The organism is Stackebrandtia soli (assembly GCF_965137155.1).
Taxonomy (GTDB): Bacteria; Actinomycetota; Actinomycetes; order Mycobacteriales; family Micromonosporaceae; genus Stackebrandtia; species Stackebrandtia soli.
This window is the reverse complement of the sequence record NZ_CBCRZX010000076.1, coordinates 1-14609: the sequence shown is the minus strand read 5'-3', so window position 1 is coordinate 14609 and position 14609 is coordinate 1. Positions and strand designations below refer to the sequence as shown.

The window sequence follows — 14609 nt, the reverse complement described above, 5'->3', positions numbered from 1 at the left end:
CGCTTGGGTGGGGCGGGGACGAACTGGTGAGAGAGGTGAGGTGGCTCTTTGCCCTTCGAGTGTGCGAGGAGCGTGGGGGTGCCGTACCGTCTGACGGCGTGAATGATCTGTTCGACCTCGGCTTTCCGGCGATCGTGGGTGTCCTCAACGTCACTCCGGACTCCTTCAGCGACGGTGGCCGATACCGTGACCGGGACGCCGCCGTGGCACACGCGACGGCGATGCGTCGGGACGGCGCCGATCTCGTCGACGTCGGCGGTGAGTCGACCCGTCCGGGCGCCGGTCGCGTCGACGCGCCGACCGAGATCGGCCGGGTCGAGGGGGTCGTCCGGGATCTGGCGAGCGCCGGAATCCCCGTGAGCATCGACACGACCCGCGCGGCGGTCGCCGAGGCGGCCTTGGCGGCGGGCGCCACGGTCGTCAACGACGTGTCGGGAGGGCTCGCCGACCCCGCGATGCTGCCGCTGCTGGCGGAGGCGTCGTGCCCGGTCATCCTCATGCACTGGCGCGGGCACTCCGACCGGATGCAGGGTTTGGCGTCCTATGACGACGTGGTGGCCAACGTCCGCGACGAACTGTCGGCCCGTGTCGACGACGCGATCGCGGCGGGTGTGGCCGCGGAGCGGATCATCATCGACCCCGGTCTCGGTTTCGCGAAGCTCGCCGTGCACAACTGGGCGTTGTCGGCTCGGCTGGACGTGTTGCTGGAGTTGGGTTTTCCGGTGCTGTTCGCGTCGTCTCGGAAGTCGTATCTGGGCGCGTTGCTCGCCGACGCCGATGGGTCGCCCCGCCCCGTCGGAGAGCGGGACGCGGCGACGCTCGCGACGTCCGTGCTGGCGTTCGCGGCGGGAGCGTGGGGTGTGCGTGTCCATGACGTGCGTGGCACGGCCGACGCGCGCGCGGTCTGGCTGGCGACGAACACCGCGAACCGATCAGAGCCATAGTGGACGTTCCGGTCGGGCGGAGCGCCCCGTGACCGACGTCGTGAGCGCGCGTTCCGCACGGCCGCAACGATCCGGACGCGGAAGTCGAAGTCGGCGCCGTCACGACGAGCCGACGCGCGGAGACGGATCTCCCCAAACCGTCGCGCACCGCGTACCGTGAGATCGTGGCGGAACACCGGGACCGAATAGATCTGACAGGACTACGCGTGCACGGCTTCCACGGCGTGTACGACTTCGAGCGCGTCAGCGGGCAGGACTTCATCGTCGACGTGACACTGTGGCTGGACACCACGCGGGCCGCGACCAGTGACGAAATCGTCGACACGATCCACTACGGGCACTTGGCTGACGCTCTCGTCGCGGTCGTCTCGGGCGAACCGGTGAACCTGTTGGAGACGCTCGCGGCGAGACTCGCGGACACGTGTCTGACGGACGACCGTGTCTCCGAGTGCACCATAACCGTCCATAAACCACAGGCGCCGATAGCGCACCAGTTCGCCGACGTGTCGGTGACGATAACCAGGAGCCGGTCATGACCTCCGTCGTATTGAGTCTCGGCGCGAACCTGGGCGATCGCCGCGCCGCGCTGACGGCCGCGGTCGAGGCGATCAAGCCCGACAAGGTGTCCGATGTGTACGAGACGGAGCCGTGGGGGGACGACGACCAGCCGACGTATCTGAATCTGACGCTGATCGCGCACGACGACAACAAGTCCCCCGCCGACTGGCTCGCGACCGCGGCCGCGTGCGAGGCGACCGCGGGCCGTGTCCGTGACCCGAACCGGCGGTGGGGGCCGCGCGTCCTCGACGTCGACATCATCGCCGCCTTCGACACCGCGGGCGAACCCATCAACAGCGACGACCCGACGTTGATCCTGCCGCACCCGCGCGCGCACCTGCGGGCGTTCGTTCTCGTGCCGTGGCTGGCGATCCAACCCGACGCGGCCCTGCCGGGCCGGGGGCGGGTCCGTGACCTGCTGCGGGATACGGGGCTCGCCGCCGACGCGCGGACGCTGCGACGCCTCGGACCGCTAAAGTCGACTGATCATGGCTAAGGACCCGAAACCGCAACCAACGTTGAAGCCGACGACCCCGGCGACACTGTTCGTGACGGCGCTCGCGGCGGGCGCCCTGATGCTGCTCGTGGCCGCCCGGTTCTACTCGTACGTTCCCCGGCCGTCGTGGTACACGCCGGTGATGCTGCTCGTGCTGGCGTTCGCGCTGGCGTTCCTCGCATACACCACGAAGGCGCGCATCGACCGTCGTCCTGGAACGGAGCCTCCGGAACCGCTCGTCGTGGCGCGCTACGCCGCGCTGGCGAAGGCGTCCTCGATCGGCGGCTCGTTGTTCGCCGGCGTGTACGCGGGTCTCGTCGTGTACACGGTCGCTCAACGGACGCGCCTCACCGTCGCCGCCGAGGACCTTCCCCCGTCGGCCTTCGGCTTCGTCGCGTGTCTCATGCTCGTCGCCGCCGCCCTGTGGCTGGAGCGGGCGTGTCGGGTGCCCGAGGACGACGACCGCGACGACGATTCGAGCGGCAACGTCAAACGGTAGGTCTAGCCTCCGGGGCCGTCCGCGACGCTCGCAGCGCCCTTTCGGCATTTGTTCCCGGTCCTCCGAGACCGTCTCGATCGAGCACTTCTCGCACGCTCGATCAATCGTCCTCAAGCGACTCGTCAGGCGTTGGATCGGCGCTGATCGTGACGATTCGTCCGTCTCCGCTGTGACCGTCGGTCTCTTTCAAAAATGGCCGTGAGCCGCTAATGTGCCATTGACGACTCTCGAAGTGATGGCAAGGCGACCGCGCTATGACATATAACGACCTGTCCGGCCCATACCACTATGGGCCGTCCGCGCCCGCCGACGAACGGGACGATCCGGTCCCGTCCACGCCGATCGACGTCCCGCAGCCGGCGGACCGGTTCGGCGTCCACATCGTCCTGGAAGTGTTGCTGGCGCTCGGTTTCGCCGGTGCGCTGTTCGCGTTGTACCGCAGCCCCCAGGCGGACCTCGGGAGCGCCGACGGTCGGCATCTCGCGATCATCATCGCCGTTCCGATCCTGCTCATCGCGATGGCCGCGGCCGTTTCGCTGCGCGTCGGGTTGACGAACGTCGCCGTCGGCGCCGTGGCGGCAGGAGCGGGGGTCATCTTCGCGTTGAACAGTCCGCGCGGAACGTTGTCGGCCGCCGCGATCACGATCGGCATCGTCCTCGCGGCGGGACTCGTCCTGTCGATACTGGTGATCGTGCTGCGGACGCCGGGCTGGCTCGCCAGCGGCGCCGTCGCGATCGCGGTCACCGCCTGGGTGACGGCGCGGCCCGACATCGGGGTCTCCATCGACGGACTCGGCCTGTTCCCGGCGTCGAGCGCGTGGATCTGGCTCGTCCTGACCGCCGGCCTGTCGATCCTGCTCGGCATCATCGCGGCGACGAGCCGTTTCCGCGACCGACTCGGTGACTGCCGCGAAGTCGCCGCCAGCGGTGGTCCCAGACCGACGGCGACGGTCATGATGATGCTCGTCGGCCTCCTCACCTCGGTCGTGCTGGCGGGCCTCGCGGGCATCTGGATCGCCTGGACCGCCACCGATCTCTCCACGTCCGAAGTCCACGCCGCGTCGTTCGACCCCCTCCGTCTCACCCTCATCGGCTTCGCGGCCGCCCTGCTCGGCGGCACGAGCGCGTTCGGGCGGATCGGCGGCGTCCTCGGCACCGTGCTCGCGGCGTTCGGGCTGACCGCCGCGCTGTTGTTGTTGCGCGCCAGCGGTTCGACCGTTGACGCCATCTGGCTGTGGCTGCCCGCTCTCGCGCTCGGCGCGATCGTCAACCGCGTCGTCGAATGGCTCGCGCCGGGCATCGACGACTGGAGCGACGACCGGGAGCCGCCGCGAGCCCTGACCTCCTCATCCGCCTCCCCTGACCCGTTCCGGTGAACCGTCCCCTCCCCCCGTGAAAGAGTTGATCCATAGTGACCTATGACGTGAGCCGCATCGACGACGCGATGAACGCGCCGCCCGCCGAGCCACCAAGAACCATTGTGGAGGATAACGGGACGCGTTGGTGGCCGCACCTCGTGTGGGACGGGACGCTGCTGATCGTCACGCTCATCGCCGCCGCGGTCGCGCTCCTGTTCATCCCGTCGTTCCCGGACCTCGGCGAGGTCAACGACGTCTCGACGGCGGTCATGCGTTTCGGGCCGATCCTGCTGCTGGCGACCGCCCTGGCGGTGTCGATGCGCGTCGGCGTGCCGAACCTCGGCGTCGTCGGGATCGCGGCGTTCACCCCGATCATCCACTCGGTGAGCGTCACCGCCGGTCTCGACACCGGGATCGCGTGGCTGGTGACCGTCGGAGCGCTCCTGACCATCGCCCTCGTTCAGGCCCTGCTGGTCCTGTTGCTGCGCACCGCCGGTTGGGTCGTCGGGCTGTTCACCCTGCTCGCGCTCACCGCCGTCCTCAACCAGTTGTCCATGTTGGGCGTCAAGTGGAACGGCGAGGCGGTCGCCTGGAGCATCGGCCTGGTCGACTCGGTCGGCATCATCGCGGTGAGCGGTGCCGCCGTCGGCATCGCGATCGGCGTGGGGGTGCTGTTCTCCCTCAAGGGAATCCGCGCCAAGGCGGAGGCCTGCGCGGCGGCGTCCGACGGCAACGGGCGGCGCACCGGCGCCGGCGGGGTGCTCACGGTGATCGCGCTCGTCGTCTCGAACCTGCTCGCCGGAGCGGCGGGCCTGGTGGCGCAGAACTTCCCGGTTCCGCTGATCGACCCGAGTTCACTGATGGACGTACGGACGATCAACCTGCTCCTGTTCGTGCTGGCGATCGTGTTGGTCGGCGGCGCGACGACCCGTGGGCGAGGCGGTGTGGTCGGCGTCGTCTTCGCGACGGCTTTGCTGCTCGCGGCGGAGGCGTACCTGACCAGCGTCCCGGAGGCGTCCCACGCCTATGTGTGGCTCGGCGTCAGCGCCTTGCTCCTCGGCCTGATCGTCAACGCCTTCCTCATCGTCCTGGGTCGTGCGCCGACGCTGCCGGCCGGTACCGACACGTCCCTGGAGACGTTGATGACGGACGACGCGACTGCGGAGTCGGCGCCCGCCGCGACTCCGACGCTCACGATCCCCGCCGTCGACTCGACCGTCCCCCATGGTCGCTACCCGACCCTGCCCGACGACACGATCGAGAACCCGGTCGTCGCCGAGCCGACTATCAGCACGGACGCGGTGACGGCGACCCTTCCCGCCGTCACGGAACCGACCGAGCCGGAACCGGCGGAGCAGCCCGACGATCGGCGCGGCGACGACGACCCGCTCCCCGCGCGCCCCGACTCGACCGTGACGCTCGCCTCGCCGACGCTGGCCCCGGTCGCGGCGGACGGTCCGATGGCGAACGAGACGCCGCCCGCACCGGTCGAGACCGCCGTCGCGGAGGCGACCCCGGAGACGGAGGCCTCGCAACACGAGGAACCGGTCACCGTGGAGACGCCTTCGGTGGACGTCACGGCGGTCGAGCCGGTCACGGCCCCGCCCGCGCCGACGGACGCACCAGAATCCCCGGCGGCGGACGACGTCGAGGACTCGGACACCGTGGTGATCCGGCCGCGCCAGTCGGGCCCGAACTCGGACAGTTACCAGTATCGGCCTCCGGCCCAATAGGACACGACGACGAGGGGCGCGGCCGATCGGCCGCGCCCCTCGTCGTGCCACCACCGGGGCCTCGATCGCGCGGACACAGCCCACAGGGGACGAACCGACCCACGTCCCGTTCCGACCCGTTGGGTTCGGGCGAAGGAACGACCCGGCTCTCCGCGCCGCCCCGGGAACGGGTGTCCGATGGGCCGCGTTCGACGAAAACGAGCCGCTCACCGTGGTCGCGGCGGCAGAATCACCGCATGGTCACACGGTGGAAGGTCGGCGCCCTGACGGTCGTCGTCGCCCTGTCTATGAGCGGATGCGGAACCGACGAGAAGGTCGGCCACAAGATCCGGTACGCGGTGACCGGCGACGCCGCCGGTCCGGTCGCGCTGAGTTATACCGGGAAGGACGGGAACACTCCGTCCATCAACGAGCCGTTGCCCTGGTCGTCCGCCGGCTCGTTCAAGCTGACCGGCCGTATCGCCGTCTCGGCCGTCTCGGACAAGGAGACCGACAGCCTGAGGTGTGTGATCAGCGTCGATGACGAGGTCGTGGCCGACGAGTCGGGCACCGGCACGGTCCTGTGCGAGGCCGACATACCCGAGTGACGGCCCCTCCGACTCCTCGCACCACCGTGGCGGACGCTCTCGGTCCGGCGCACCTCGGACTCAAGTGTTTCGGTCAAGCCGGGTCTCACCCATCCCGTCCGTCGACCATGGACGGTCAAGCTCGGCTCAGACCCGCAGGACCTTGATGCCCGCCGCCGTGAACTCGGCCGTCTTCTCCGCCGCGACCGTGGTGTCCGTGATGAGGGTGTGCACGCGTTCGATCGGGCAGATTCGCGCGAAGGCGTGCCCACCGATCTTCGAACCGTCGGCGATGATGACGACCTTGCGGGCGCGCGCGGCCATCAGCTGATTGATCGCGGCCTCCCCCTCGTGGTGCGCGGTCGCCCCCAGCTTGACGTCGATCGCGTCCACCCCGAGGAACACCATGTCCAGCGTGATCTCGCGGAGGATCGGCGAGGCGAGCGGCCCGATCAACTCGTAGGACTGTGGACGGACGACGCCGCCCACGACGACGACCTTGATGTGCGGACGGACGATCATCTCGTTGGCGATGTTGAGCGCGTTCGTCACGATCGTCAACGGGGTCGTGCCGGAGGTCGCCACCAGGTCGGTGCGCATCGCGAGCGCCCGCGCGACCTCGGTGATCGTGGTCCCGCCGTTGAGGCCGACGACCATTCCCGACGACACGAGCCCGGCCGCCGCCGCGCCGATGCGGTGCTTCTCCTCGACGCGTTTGGCGGTCTTGTATCGCAGCGGGAGGTCGTAGGACACTCCGCCGGCGACGGCGCCGCCACGCGTTCTGGTGATCATCTGCTGTTGCGACAGCTGATCGAAGTCACGGCGGATCGTCGCCTGGGAGACGTGCAGCCGTTCGGCCGCCTCCTCGACGGTGATCCGTCCGGTGGACGCCAAGATCTCCAGCAGGGTGTTCCAACGGGCGTAGCGGTCCATCATCTCTCCTCGTCAAGCCGCATCCGGCAGGAGCCGACGATCGCGGTAGTGTGCACAATAATGCGCGAAACCGCGTCACCTCGCCGACGGGTCTGCGCGAACGCACAGTTTCGAACTTTCACGGGAGCCTCATGTCGTACGTCGATGAAGAGATCGCCAGTCAGCCCGAGTGCTGGACGCGCGCCATCGAGCTCGCGTCACGAACGACGACGTTGCCCGAGCCGGGCGAGCGGGTCGCCGTCGTCGGCTGCGGCACGTCATGGTTCATGGCCCAGTCATACGCCACACTGCGGGAAGCCCTCGGACAGGGTGAGACCGACGCGTTCGCGGCGTCCGAGTTCCCCGCCGGGCGCGCCTACGACCGACTCATCGCGATCAGCCGGTCCGGCACGACGAGCGAAGTCGTCGCACTGCTCGATCGGATCTCGACCCCGTCGACGGCCGTCATCGGCGTCGCGGGCACGCCCATCGACGACCTCGCCGACGCCAGTGTCGTCCTCGACTTCGCCGACGAGCGGTCCGTCGTGCAGACGCGCTACGCGACGAGCGCGCTCGCGCTGTTGCGCGCGCACCTCGGCGAGGACCTGACGGTCGCGATCGCGGACGCGCGGATCGCGCTGGGGTCGGACCTCCCGATCGACCTCGACGACATCGAGCAGATCACCTACCTCGGTCGAGGATGGACGGTCGGCCTGGCGCACGAGGCGGGCCTGAAGATGCGCGAGGCCGCGACGTTCTGGACCGAGTCGTACCCGGCGATGGAGTACCGGCACGGCCCGATCAGCATCACCGGCCCGAACCGGGCGGCGTGGATGTTCGGCGACGCCCCGGAGGGCCTCGCCGCCGACGTCGCCGCCACGGGCGGGCAATTCATCGACAGTCACCTCGACCCGTTGGCGGATCTCGTTCGGGCGCAACGCGTCGCGATCGAACTGGCGACGCGCCGGGGCCTCGACCCGGACAACCCCCGTCACCTGACCCGATCGGTGATCCTGCCATGACCACCGACCTGGACGCGGTGATCGCGCTCGACGTCGGGGGAACGTCGTTCAAGTGCGCGCTCGTGTCGCTCGACGGCCGCATCCTGCTCAGTCTGCGCCGCGAGACCCACCGCGAACGCGGCCCCGAGGCGATCGTCTCGGCGATCGTGGACACGGCGGCGGAGTTGGCCGAGATCGACGGTTACACGGCGCGCGCCGTCGGCGTCGCCGTGCCGGGTGTCATCGACGCCGCCGACGGGATCGCGGTCTACGCGGCGAACCTGGGTTGGCGTGACGTCCCGCTGCGGCGGCTCGTCACGGAACGGACGGGCCTGCCGACGGCGCTCGGCCACGACGTCCGTGCGGGCGGGCTCGCCGAGGCGCGGTTGGGCGGCGGTCGCGACAGCGACCAGCTGCTGTTCGTCGCCATCGGCACCGGGATCGCCGGGGCGCACATCGTCGGCGGCCAGGCGCTTCCGGGCGCGCACGGTTCCGCGTGCGAACTCGGACATGTCGTGGTCCGGCCCGGCGGGCCGCTGTGCGGCTGCGGTCAGCGCGGGTGCGTGGAGGCGATCGCGTCGGCCGTGTCGGTGGAGCGACGGTATCGGGAGGCCGCCGGGGAGTCGGCGAGCGCGGCGGAGATCGTCGCGCGGCTGGAGACCGACCCGATGGCGCGCGCGGTGTGGGACGAGACGGTCGACGTCCTCGCCGACGGCCTCCTCATCGGAGTATCCATGATGGACCCCGATACGTGCGTCATCGGCGGAGGCCTCGCGGAGGCCGGGGACGCGCTCCTCGAACCACTGGGGAAGGCGTTGGAGGCGAAGGCGACGTTCCACACGCTGCCGCGCCTGGTCCGCGCCGAACTGGGCGACACGGCCGGGTGCATCGGCGCGTCCCTGCTCGGGCTGGAACGGTTGAAAGAGACGAGTTCGTGAGTCCGAGCCGCGGCACCGGGCAATCAGGCACGACGGGACCTCCACACCGGACGCCGTGGGCGGCACGGCCGAAGTCGCCACGACGTCCACGAGAGAACTCTGGCGTCCGCCACGAACCGGCGGGACACCGATCGCGCCCCGCCGTCCGACGCGCGACATCGCGCACGGCCCGCACCATCGCGTCCGGCTCGCCCGCCCGTCGGGGTGAACGAGCCACCGCGCCGAATCCAGCGGCACCGCCCTGCGATTCAATCCACTCAACTCGCACGTTCTGAAGGAGACATCGTGAATCTGCCCGAATGCGCGCGCGTCGTCAGCGGGGCGGGCGTCGTCTCCGGCACCGTCCGCGTCACCGGCGACCGCATCACCGAGATCGTCGAGTCGAGCAGGGAACCGGAAGGGTGGATCCTCCCCGGTTTCGTCGACATCCACTGCCACGGCGGCGACGGCGCGTCCTACACGGTCGGCGACCCCGACCAGGCGCGTAAGGCCGCCGCGTTCCACCTGCGACACGGGACGACGTCGACGCTCGCCTCGCTCGTCTCGTCGCCCTTCGACGTGATGATGACGGCGACGAAGGCGTTCGCGCCGCTCGTCGAGGAGGGCGTCCTCGCCGGAATCCACTTCGAGGGCCCGTATCTGGCGGTCAGTCGCTGCGGCGCGCAGAACCCGGACGCCCTGCGCGACCCCGACATCACCGAACTCGACCAACTCGTCGAAGCGGGAGCGGGCGCGATCAAGATGGTGACGATCGCACCCGAACGCCGCAAGGCGATCGAGGCCATCGAATGGCTGTCGGTGCACAACATCGTCGCCGCGATCGGCCACACCGACGCCGACTACGAGACGACGGTGCGGGGCATCAACGCGGGCGCGACCGCCGCGACGCACCTGTTCAACGGGATGCGCCCGTTCAACCACCGCGACCCCGGCCCGATCCCCGCGCTCCTGGACGACCCGCGCGTCGTCTGCGAACTCATCCCCGACCCGGTGCACCTGCACATGGGCACCCTCGCGTTCGCGCTGCACGCGTCGTGCGCCCCGTGGGCGGCGCTCGTCACCGACGCGATGTCGGCGACGGGGATGCCCGACGGCGAGTACGAACTCGGGGGTCTGTCCGTGACGGTCGCCGACGGCGCCGCCAGGCTGACCGGCGACGGCTCGATCGCGGGTTCCACGATCACCATGGACGACGCCTTCCGCAACACGGTCGAGCTCGCCGGGGTCGACGTCGAGACCGCCGCGTGCATGGCGTCGACGACGCCCGCCGAACTGATCGGGCTCACCGACGTCGGCTCGATCGCCCCCGGCCTGCGCGCCGACCTGCTCGTGTACTCCGAGAACCTGGAACTTCAGGGGGTCATGCGCGCCGGGAAGTGGATCGAACGGTGATCCTCGCGGTCTCGCTGAATCCCGCGCTCGACGTCACGTACCACATCGACGAGACCATCCGTCCACACGCGACGCACCGGGTGCGGCGGGTGGACGTGGCCGCGGGAGGCAAGGCCCTCAACGTCGCGCGAGTGCTCGACACGCTCGGCACCCGAGTGACCGTGACGGGCCTACTCGGCGGCACCAACGGCGACAAGATCACGGCCGCGCTGCCCGCGACGGTCCCGCACACGTTCGTCCCGATCGACGGCGAGTCCCGCGCGACGATCGTCGTCGCGGACGGCACCGACGCGACGGGCTTCTTCGAGGCGGGACCGACGATCACCGCCGCCGCGTGGGCGGGGCTGCGACGACGCGTCGCGGGCTTCCTGCCGGTGGCGAACGTGGTGGTCCTGTCGGGCTCGATGCCGCCCGGTCTGTCCACAGACGCCTACGCCGAGCTGGTCCGCGCCAGCGTCGAGCATGGACGGTACACGGTGCTCGACGCCGACGGCGAGGCGCTCACGGCGGCCCTGCGCCACCACCCCGACGTGATCAAACCGAACACCGCCGAGCTCGCCGCCGCCGTCCCCGAACTCGACACCTCCACCATCGACGGCGCCTTCGCGGCGGCCGACCGGCTGCGCGAGGCGGGCGCCCGCGCCGTCGTCGCGTCGCGCGGCGCCGACGGACTCATCGCCGTCGCGGAGGACGGCACGCGATGGCAGGCGACACTCGGCGAGGCCCTGGCGGGCAACCCGACGGGCGCGGGCGACGCGTGCGTGGCCGGGCTCGTGCGCGGCGTCCAGTACGGTTACGACTGGCCGGGGCGGCTACGAGAGGCCGTGGCGTTGTCGGCGGCGGCCGTCCTGTCACCTGTGGCCGGAGCGGTCGACGTCCACGACTATCTGCGTTTTCGACGACGAGTCACCGTGACGGAACGTCCACCGCCGTAACATCGCACCCATCCATAAGCGACAATCCATGTGGCCGAGCACGATACGACAGGAGCCGAACACCATGCCATTGGTCGGTACCGCCGAGATGATCGAAGCCGCCGATGGGCGCGGCATCGGCGCCTTCAACGTCATCACCGTCGAGCACGCCGAGGCGATCGCCGACGGCGCCACCCGGGCGGGATTGCCCGTGATCATGCAGATCTCCGAGAACGCCGTCGCATTCCACGATGGACGACTTGAGCCGATCGCCGCCGCGACCGCCGCCATCGCGCGGGCGTGCGACGTCAACGTCGCCCTGCACCTCGACCACGTCACCGACCCCCGCCTGTGGGAGATCGCCCCGCAACACGGTTTCGGCTCCGTCATGATCGACCAGTCCAAACTGCCCTATGAGGACAACATCGCGGAGACGGGTCGCGCCGTCGAATTCCTGAACAGCCGCGGCCTCTGGGTCGAGAGCGAACTCGGACAGGTCGGCGGCAAGGAGGGCGACACGCCGCTGTCGGCACACGCGCCCGGCGCCCGCACCAACCCGCTCGAAGCGATCGACTACGTCGCACAGACCGGAGTGGACGCGCTCGCCGTCGCCGTCGGTTCGTCGCACGCGATGACGACCCGAGACGCCGCGCTCGACATCGACCTGATCGCGGCGCTACGGACGGCCGTCGGCGTACCCCTGGTCCTGCACGGTTCCTCGGGCGTCCCCGATGTGGAACTCCGCCGCGCCGTTCGGGCCGGAATGGTGAAGATCAACATCGGCACCGCCCTCAACATCGCCTACACCAACGCGATCCGCGACTACCTCGGCGAGAACCCCGACACGGTCGACCCCCGCAAGTACGTCACCCCAGCCCGCGAGGCGATGGCGACGACGGTCGCCCACTTCCTCACGCTCCTCGCCAACCCGCGCGCCAACCCGAGCGAGAACCCGCACGAGAACGCGCACGAGAACGCCTGACGAACACGAGCACCTCACCCGCCCATTCCGCTTGGTTGGGCAAAAGTTCCGCTTGGTTGGGCAAATTGCGAAATCACGCCTGTTTCCGACATTTGCCCAACCAAGCGGAGTGTTTGACCAACCAAGCGGAACACCTGACCGAGCCGTTCTTCGGCTCGGCAAGAAAACACGAACTCCCCGGACCGGGTGACAACGGACTTTCGGCTTGGAGGGACGGCATGCCTCCGACCGAGACATCGCAACCCTTATCGGCTTGGCGGGACGGCATGCCTCCAACCACGGCGCCGCAACCCTTATCGGCTTGGTGGGGCGGCGTATGAGACCGCAAGGCGAGCCACGGGCAGGAAGGGAGCCCCACCAAGCCGGGAGACTCGACCACCTCGCTTCCGGAACTTCTTTCGACCGCACAGAGATCGTCTTTTGCGGCTTGGTGGGGCTCCGTTACCGATGCCGTAGAACGGTTCCAACACGTACACCGGGAGGGCACCCACCGAACACACCTCGGCTGCGCCATGGTGCCTAGCCGGGGTTCGCTCCTGCCTGTGGGTGGGTTTGTGTCCACTGTGATTGTTCGCCGAGCACGTCCGGGGTGTCCCGCAGACGCTCGGCGACGGTCAACGCCTCGATCTCGGTGGCGTAGGCGCGGCGACCGGTGTGATCGTGATGCCCAGTCATCTCCACTATGTACGACGTGGTCACGCGATAGACCCGAACGTCCCGTCCGGCCCATGGCGCGCTACCTCGGCTGCGCCACGCCGCCACCGTCTCGACTTCGCCGCCACGCCCGATCAGACGTTCACCATCCATGCCCATGAGCAGGGATAATGCCACACTATCGAACACATGTTCAACGAAAGGTGCATCACAGGCCGGACGGCGTCGCCGGAGGTCGTCCCGCGCACCAAGACCGCGCTAAGGGAATCAACCGTCGCACGGCGAGGCGTCTCGACACCAGTGTTCGACGTCCGAGAGCCTCGACGCGGACATCCCTCGAACGAGCCGATAGCCATTGAACGGCCGACTCGACCGGTAGCGCCGGAACACAGCCACGCAATCGGGGCCGGACAACGGGATCACTCGAACTCCGCGAGCCGATCGTTGACTGCACTGTTGACGCTGGGCAGGTACGTCTCCAAGAGCCATTGGTGCAGTTCCCCGTTGGTGAACGGGTAGTCAGGATCGCCGCCCTGCTGCGCGAAGTACTCCCCCGTGAAACTGAGATCGATCTCGATCAACCATCGACCGTCCCTCGCGAGCACCCCCAGGTACTCGGTCGCGCCGCTCTCCGCCGAGCTCGCGATCAGCACCCCGGCGTCCCAGGGATCGCTCAACTCGGTGCGGACGTCCTCGACGTCGCCCTTGCGTTCCTCGACGAACCGCATTCGGTCGTCGTACATCGTGGCGGCCTTCTCATCGTCCTCCCAGGGCACGATCTTGACGCTGAGCCCGCCGACTCGCGGCATGCTGTCGAGCGCACCGAGGTCGATGCCGCCCGCGCAGTTCAGCGCGTCCGGGTCGAGGTTGGCCTCACTCCAGCCGACGCTGTCGGGATGTTCCGGGCCGACCTTCGTCGCGACCCACTCCTCGATGCCCATGAAGTCGACGAACGGCCGAAGGTCCTCGAGCACCTCGCACGGCTCCCAGGAGCGGATCTCGGTCGCGATCGGGTCGAAGCTCTCCCCGTTGGCGGGGTCGTCGCCGTCCGTCAAGCCACAGGCGGTCAACGACAGGGCCACGAGGGCCGCGATGGCCACGGAGGTTCGATACGTCCGATTGGTTCCCTTCCAGGGATCAAGGCACTGGCGAGGACCTCCGCCACCATGCACCGGGCACCCGGCACGGCGGCGCGGTCCGAGAGGCGCCCCGCCGCCGGGATCGACGGTGGGGTCGCGCCGAGGTCTCCCGGCGATCACGTCGATCCCGCGAGGGGGCGCCTCTCGGCGCGGCCACTTGATGGATCAGCGAGTTCAGCGTCCGCGCCACGTGCACGGCTGACGCACGGCTCGTGCACGACGCACGGCGACATCCCCGTACCGGATTCGGCGTCCGGTGAGTGCAGCTAGGAAGGACCACGCCACGGCGGTACAACCGTTGGGCTACTTGACGCCTACGCGAATACCGTCTGATACGGCGCATTCGGTCGATCGAACCGGGATCCCGGGATTGGCGAACCAGGCAATGAAAAGCCCCTCACCTGTACCGGTGAGGGGCTTTTCATCTGGCAGGAGTGACAGGACTCGAACCTGCAACCTGCGGATGTAGTTCGATGGCTTGACAACCAGGTGGTTTGCTCGTCGATCGGCCGGGTAGCTGCGA

15 protein-coding genes and 1 pseudogene are annotated in these 14609 nt (G+C 69.2%); 12 read left to right on the top strand and 4 right to left on the bottom strand.

Translation table 11 applies throughout. The features are described from left to right. Positions 1-98 precede the first annotated feature (98 nt). The 7 genes from folP to ACM9NP_RS23425 all read left to right on the top strand — a co-directional run bounded on the left by folP (position 99) and on the right by ACM9NP_RS23425 (position 6175). Positions 99-944 carry a dihydropteroate synthase gene (gene folP / locus ACM9NP_RS23455; protein WP_415648946.1) on the top strand — a complete coding sequence of 282 codons (846 nt, stop codon included), beginning with the start codon at positions 99-101 and terminating at the stop codon, positions 942-944. Positions 945-1108: 164 nt separating this feature from the next. After that, entirely contained in the window at positions 1109-1480 is a 372-nt protein-coding gene (gene folB / locus ACM9NP_RS23450) for a dihydroneopterin aldolase (RefSeq protein WP_415648945.1), read from the top strand. Continuing rightward, on the top strand, positions 1477-1998 hold the full coding sequence (folK, locus tag ACM9NP_RS23445) for a 2-amino-4-hydroxy-6-hydroxymethyldihydropteridine diphosphokinase (protein WP_415648944.1): 522 nt from the start codon (positions 1477-1479) through the stop codon (positions 1996-1998). The genes folB and folK overlap by 4 nt, the downstream gene beginning before the upstream one ends. Beyond that, positions 1991-2497, top strand: a complete 507-nt coding sequence (locus tag ACM9NP_RS23440; RefSeq protein WP_415648943.1) for a DUF3180 domain-containing protein — start codon at positions 1991-1993, stop codon at positions 2495-2497. Before folK ends, ACM9NP_RS23440 begins: the two co-directional genes overlap by 8 nt. A gap of 254 nt (positions 2498-2751) precedes the next feature. Further along, on the top strand, positions 2752-3873 hold the full coding sequence (locus tag ACM9NP_RS23435) for an ABC transporter permease (RefSeq protein ID WP_415648942.1): 1122 nt from the start codon (positions 2752-2754) through the stop codon (positions 3871-3873). Between the two features lie 35 nt (positions 3874-3908). Next, positions 3909-5588, top strand: coding sequence for a hypothetical protein (locus tag ACM9NP_RS23430; RefSeq protein WP_415648941.1), 1680 nt, complete (start codon positions 3909-3911; stop codon positions 5586-5588). Positions 5589-5824: 236 nt separating this feature from the next. Next, the gene (locus ACM9NP_RS23425; RefSeq protein ID WP_415648940.1) at positions 5825-6175 is read left to right on the top strand and encodes an MmpS family transport accessory protein; all 351 of its coding nucleotides are present in this window, start codon (positions 5825-5827) and stop codon (positions 6173-6175) included. A gap of 126 nt (positions 6176-6301) precedes the next feature. Here ACM9NP_RS23425 and ACM9NP_RS23420 read toward each other — a convergent pair whose 3' ends face one another. After that, positions 6302-7087, bottom strand: a complete 786-nt coding sequence (locus ACM9NP_RS23420) for a DeoR/GlpR family DNA-binding transcription regulator (protein WP_415648939.1) — start codon at positions 7085-7087, stop codon at positions 6302-6304. 131 nt (positions 7088-7218) lie between these two features. Between ACM9NP_RS23420 and ACM9NP_RS23415 the strand changes: the two genes are divergently transcribed. From ACM9NP_RS23415 to ACM9NP_RS23395, 5 genes are all read left to right on the top strand, one after another. After that, entirely contained in the window at positions 7219-8088 is an 870-nt protein-coding gene (locus ACM9NP_RS23415; protein ID WP_415648938.1) for an SIS domain-containing protein, read from the top strand. Next, positions 8085-9005, top strand: coding sequence for an ROK family protein (locus ACM9NP_RS23410; protein ID WP_415648937.1), 921 nt, complete (start codon positions 8085-8087; stop codon positions 9003-9005). Before ACM9NP_RS23415 ends, ACM9NP_RS23410 begins: the two co-directional genes overlap by 4 nt. Before the next feature lie 285 nt (positions 9006-9290). Further along, positions 9291-10397, top strand: a complete 1107-nt coding sequence (nagA, locus tag ACM9NP_RS23405) for an N-acetylglucosamine-6-phosphate deacetylase (RefSeq protein WP_415648936.1) — start codon at positions 9291-9293, stop codon at positions 10395-10397. Beyond that, positions 10394-11332 (top strand): 1-phosphofructokinase family hexose kinase, encoded by a 939-nt coding sequence (locus ACM9NP_RS23400; RefSeq protein ID WP_415648935.1) that lies wholly within the window; start codon positions 10394-10396, stop codon positions 11330-11332. The genes nagA and ACM9NP_RS23400 overlap by 4 nt, the downstream gene beginning before the upstream one ends. 64 nt (positions 11333-11396) lie before the next feature. After that, positions 11397-12293, top strand: coding sequence for a class II fructose-bisphosphate aldolase (locus ACM9NP_RS23395; RefSeq protein WP_415648934.1), 897 nt, complete (start codon positions 11397-11399; stop codon positions 12291-12293). 519 nt (positions 12294-12812) lie between these two features. Here ACM9NP_RS23395 and ACM9NP_RS23390 read toward each other — a convergent pair. The 3 genes and pseudogenes from ACM9NP_RS23390 to ACM9NP_RS23380 all read right to left on the bottom strand — a co-directional run. Further along, complete coding sequence (locus tag ACM9NP_RS23390; protein ID WP_415648933.1) at positions 12813-13100, bottom strand: hypothetical protein; 288 nt, start codon at positions 13098-13100, stop codon at positions 12813-12815. A gap of 266 nt (positions 13101-13366) precedes the next feature. Next, positions 13367-14047, bottom strand: coding sequence for a hypothetical protein (locus ACM9NP_RS23385; protein WP_415648932.1), 681 nt, complete (start codon positions 14045-14047; stop codon positions 13367-13369). A gap of 342 nt (positions 14048-14389) precedes the next feature. Continuing rightward, positions 14390-14609, bottom strand: a pseudogene (locus tag ACM9NP_RS23380) (hypothetical protein); the annotation flags it as partial.

What these genes read in the sequence shown, in the direction of transcription:
- ACM9NP_RS23440 (WP_415648943.1), top strand. Translation starts at nt 1,991, where the DNA reads ATGGCTAAGGACCCGAAACCGCAACCAACGTTGAAGCCGACGACCCCG.
- ACM9NP_RS23410 (WP_415648937.1), top strand. Translation starts at nt 8,085, where the DNA reads ATGACCACCGACCTGGACGCGGTGATCGCGCTCGACGTCGGGGGAACG.
- ACM9NP_RS23435 (WP_415648942.1), top strand. Translation starts at nt 2,752, where the DNA reads ATGACATATAACGACCTGTCCGGCCCATACCACTATGGGCCGTCCGCG.
- folK (WP_415648944.1), top strand. Translation starts at nt 1,477, where the DNA reads ATGACCTCCGTCGTATTGAGTCTCGGCGCGAACCTGGGCGATCGCCGC.
- ACM9NP_RS23415 (WP_415648938.1), top strand. Translation starts at nt 7,219, where the DNA reads ATGTCGTACGTCGATGAAGAGATCGCCAGTCAGCCCGAGTGCTGGACG.
- ACM9NP_RS23395 (WP_415648934.1), top strand. Translation starts at nt 11,397, where the DNA reads ATGCCATTGGTCGGTACCGCCGAGATGATCGAAGCCGCCGATGGGCGC.
- ACM9NP_RS23425 (WP_415648940.1), top strand. Translation starts at nt 5,825, where the DNA reads ATGGTCACACGGTGGAAGGTCGGCGCCCTGACGGTCGTCGTCGCCCTG.
- ACM9NP_RS23420 (WP_415648939.1), bottom strand. Translation starts at nt 7,087, where the DNA reads ATGGACCGCTACGCCCGTTGGAACACCCTGCTGGAGATCTTGGCGTCC.
- ACM9NP_RS23390 (WP_415648933.1), bottom strand. Translation starts at nt 13,100, where the DNA reads ATGGATGGTGAACGTCTGATCGGGCGTGGCGGCGAAGTCGAGACGGTG.